Here is a 3,668-nt window from a genome sequence, read left to right as displayed (position 1 = left end):
CATCAACCGGTTCATCACCGAGCATAACGAGCAGCCCAAGCCGTTCGTCTGGCGAGCCGACCCGAACGCCATCATCGCGGCACGCTCAAGAGGGTTCCAAGCGTTGGAGTCAATCCACTAGCGCCGTATTGAGCCGGATTGCCGAGATCCAGCGCGATGAAATCGAAATGGAACTTGCCATGCTGAAAGATATTGTAGCGAGGCCACAGCAATCCGTCACTGGCATGGAGTTTAAATTTCTGCTCGATAATAGCGATGTCATCGGGGAGAACTTTGAAAGCATAATTACTGGGTTAGAAAACGTTGTGCCCTATGTCGGATCTGATTATGACGAGGCATCTCAGCGAATGGTTTTATTTGTGAATATGATTCGCGTTGCTCCAATTGAAGTGTTTATGTCATATGGTGATAGAATTATCGCGCTATATGATGAGATAGATAAGTTTAGCAGATTTTGGAAGATGAAAAAATTTATAATGCGGCTTACGTTTATTGGTCCAGAAGCATTGCCGTTTATTTTTCGTGCACAAAAATTGTCTTACCGAGATAAATTTTTTGCATTCTGCCGTGTCGGCGCGTCGGGACGATCGATCACCGAGCCTGTGTTATTGGAAATGTGGGAAGAAATAATGTCTCATCCTGGGACGGGAGCAAGCATCCAACCGATCATTATAGCTATGAAACGTATAGGAATGCCGGTTCCGACCGTCCCTGATGATCACGTCCACAAAGAACGAATAGTCGTGGCGAAGGAGCGCTTCAGCGATATATCAACACAATCACCGGTCGAGATGTGCGAGTTGAACTGGCACAGGCGACGTAGGTAAGATGCATCGCTCGCCCGCCGCGTAGCACAACCTTGCAGGGGCATTTCTTGCGCTCCGCATCAACCGCCGCGCGCAGGCGGATCCTGCGCGTCGTCTTCGTCCTCCTCTTCGTGATCCCCCGCATCGCCATCATCCCCTTCGATCGGGAGCGGCATGAACAGGTCGCTGTCGTCGAGGGGTTCTTCGTCTTCGCGCAGATGCTCGGCGTCGGAGGGGGAGGGGATGCTCATGCCGGGCGGGATGCGGCCTTCGATGAAGCCGGCGCCCTTGAGTTCTTCGAGGCCGGGCAGGTCGTCGATCTGCTCCAGACCGAAATGATCGAGGAAATTCGGCGTCGTGCCATAGGTGACCGGGCGGCCCGGTGAGCGGCGGCGTCCGCGCAGGCGCACCCAGCCCGTCTCGATCAGCGTGTCGAGCGTGCCCTTCGAGGTTGAGACGCCGCGAATCTCTTCGATCTCGGCGCGGGTAACGGGCTGGTGATAGGCGATGATGGCGAGCGTCTCCATCGCGGCGCGCGAGAGTTTGCGCGGCTCCTGCACCTCGCGCACCAGCACGTCGGAAAGGTCATGCGCGGTGCGCAATGCCCAGCGACCGGCGATACACACGCAATTGACGCCGCGCCCGGAATAGGCGCGCACCATCTCCTCCATCACCCGCTCGACGGAAACGCCCGCCGGCAGGCGCGCGGCGATTTCATCTTCGGCGAGCGGTTCGGCGGAGGCGAAGAGCAGGGCCTCGGCGATGCGCACGCCCTCGAGCAGATCGCGCGCCTGCGCGAGTTCCGCATGGAGGCGTTCGGCGATGGCGAGCATGTTGCCGTCCTTGCTCATGATCCTGCTGCCTCCCCGGCGGGCGCGGTGGTCGGGCCGATATCCGGCTTGCCGCTCCCCGGGCGCACCCAGAGCGAGCCGAAAGCCTCGTCCTGACGCAGGTTGAGCCGTCCCTCGCGCACCATTTCGAGCGTTGCCGAGAGTGCCGAAGCCAGCACCGTGGCGCGCTGGCCGGGGCCGGCGATGTAGTCGGTCAGATAGCTGTCGAGAACGATCCAGTCCGACCCGACATCATGACCAAGCAGCCGCTCCAGCGCCTCGCGGGCCTCGGCCAGCGTCCAGACCGTGCGGCGTTTCATCGTGACCCGCGACGACATCTGCTTCTGGCGCTCGCGGGCATAGGCCGAGAGCAGATCGTAGAGCGTGGCGTCCCAGAGCGGCCTGTGGCGCACGCGGACCGGCTCCGGCGCACCGCGCGTGTGGAAATCGCGGCCCAGACGCGGACGCTCTTCCAGCATCTTCGCCGCCTTGCGGATCGTCTCGAGCCGCTGCAGCCGCAATTGCAGCGCGGTGGCGAGATCGTCGGCGGAAGGCTCCTCGCCCTTGGGCGGCTCCGGCAGGAGCAGGCGTGATTTCAAGTAAGCGAGCCAGGCCGCCATAACGAGATAATCGGCGGCGAGCTCGAGGCGCAGCTTGCGCAATTCTTCGATAAAGACGAGATATTGCTCGGCGAGTGCAAGGATCGAGATCTTCGTCAGATCGACCTTCTGGCGCCGCGCGAGTTCGAGCAGCAGATCGAGCGGGCCCTCGAAACCGTCGACATCGACGACGAGCGCATCCGTGTCCGGCGCGGACTCGCGCCGGGGACGTCCCTCCTCGAATGCGATGATCTCGGCCATGCCACCTCGTGCGAATCGCCTCCGCGCATTGTCGCGCGGGGCAGAATCATCCGATCAGCCCGTCCCCGCAAGCAAAGCATCGCGTCGCGCGCGGGCATCCACAGGATCGAAATCCTCGATGGGGGCCTTGCGCAGCGTGAGCGCGGCCTCCGCGCGCCGCTCGGCCTCACCGGCGAGTACAGGGGTCTCGGCCGCCACATCCTGCATCTCGGCGAAATCGCCGGAGCAATGCAGGGCGATATCGCAACCGGCGACGAAGAGCCTGCGCGTGCGTTCGCGGAAATCGCCGGCCAGTGCCTGCATGCCGACATCGTCGCTCATCAACAGCCCGTCGAAGCCGATCTCGCCCCGGATCACCTCGCTGATGATCGTCTGCGAAAGCGTGGCGCAGTTCTCCGGGTCGAGTGCGGTATAGACGACATGCGCCGTCATCGCCATCGGCAGATGCGACAGCGCCTTGAAGGGTGCGAAATCGGTTGCCGCAAGCGTCTCCCGGTCGGTTTCGACGACCGGCAGAGCGAGATGGCTGTCGACGCCCGCGCGGCCATGGCCGGGTATGTGCTTGATCACGGGCAGGACGCCACCCGCCATCAGTCCCCGCGCCGCAGCGCCGCCCAGCGCGCCGACGATCCGGGGCTCATGCCCATAGGCACGGTCCCCGATCACGTCATGCGCGCCGGGGACGGGGATGTCGAGGCAGGGCAGGCAATCGACGTCGATGCCGAGATCGCGCAATTCATGCGCGATCAGCCGCGCGCCCAGCGCCACGGCGGCGATCTGCTGCGCGGGATCCTTGATGGCCTCGCCATAGCTGGCGGCGGGGGGGTGGTCGATCCAGTGCGGCGGACGCAGGCGGCGCACGCGCCCGCCCTCCTGGTCGATCAGGATCGGCGCATCATGGCCCGCCGCATCGCGAAGGGCGGCGCAGAGCGTGCGCACCTGATCGGGGTCGACGATGTTGCGGGAAAAGAGGATGAAGCCGAAAGGGCGGGTATCGCGGAAGAACGCGATCTCGTCGGGCATGAGTTCGAGGCCCGAACACCCGTAGATCGCGGCGGACAAGATCATGCAGAGTTTCCGTCGGGGTTCAAGGGACGCGGCCCGGCTGGTCACCGGGCCGCCTGGTCATCAGTTGCGGGCGACGAAGCAATCCCCGCCGGCATTCTTGATCC

General features: G+C 62.8%; 4 protein-coding genes and 1 pseudogene. 2 read left to right on the top strand and 3 right to left on the bottom strand.

Annotated elements, in window-relative coordinates:
• Together VKP01_RS09515 and VKP01_RS09510 are read left to right on the top strand one after the other, a co-directional pair.
• Nucleotides 1-121, top strand: a pseudogene (locus VKP01_RS09515) (IS630 family transposase); the annotation flags it as partial.
• Between the two features lie 46 nt (nucleotides 122-167).
• On the top strand, nucleotides 168-827 hold the full coding sequence (locus VKP01_RS09510; protein WP_324411912.1) for a hypothetical protein: 660 nt from the start codon (nucleotides 168-170) through the stop codon (nucleotides 825-827).
• Between the two features lie 59 nt (nucleotides 828-886).
• On the opposite strand, the gene scpB is transcribed toward VKP01_RS09510, so the two are convergent.
• From scpB to nagZ, 3 genes are read right to left on the bottom strand one after another with little or no spacing between them, the layout of a single operon-like run.
• A complete protein-coding gene (scpB, locus tag VKP01_RS09505; protein ID WP_324411911.1) occupies nucleotides 887-1,657 on the bottom strand; it encodes an SMC-Scp complex subunit ScpB in 771 nt (256 codons plus the stop codon).
• Nucleotides 1,654-2,496, bottom strand: a complete 843-nt coding sequence (locus VKP01_RS09500; RefSeq protein WP_324411910.1) for a ScpA family protein — start codon at nucleotides 2,494-2,496, stop codon at nucleotides 1,654-1,656. The genes scpB and VKP01_RS09500 overlap by 4 nt, the downstream gene beginning before the upstream one ends.
• A 54-nt stretch (nucleotides 2,497-2,550) precedes the next feature.
• Nucleotides 2,551-3,564, bottom strand: a complete 1,014-nt coding sequence (nagZ, locus tag VKP01_RS09495) for a beta-N-acetylhexosaminidase (protein ID WP_324411909.1) — start codon at nucleotides 3,562-3,564, stop codon at nucleotides 2,551-2,553.
• Between the last annotated feature and the right edge of the window lie 104 nt (nucleotides 3,565-3,668).

This window comes from Saliniramus sp., assembly GCF_035311605.1.
GTDB lineage: Bacteria > Pseudomonadota > Alphaproteobacteria > Rhizobiales > Beijerinckiaceae > Saliniramus.
This window is presented reverse-complemented; position numbering and strand designations above follow the sequence as displayed.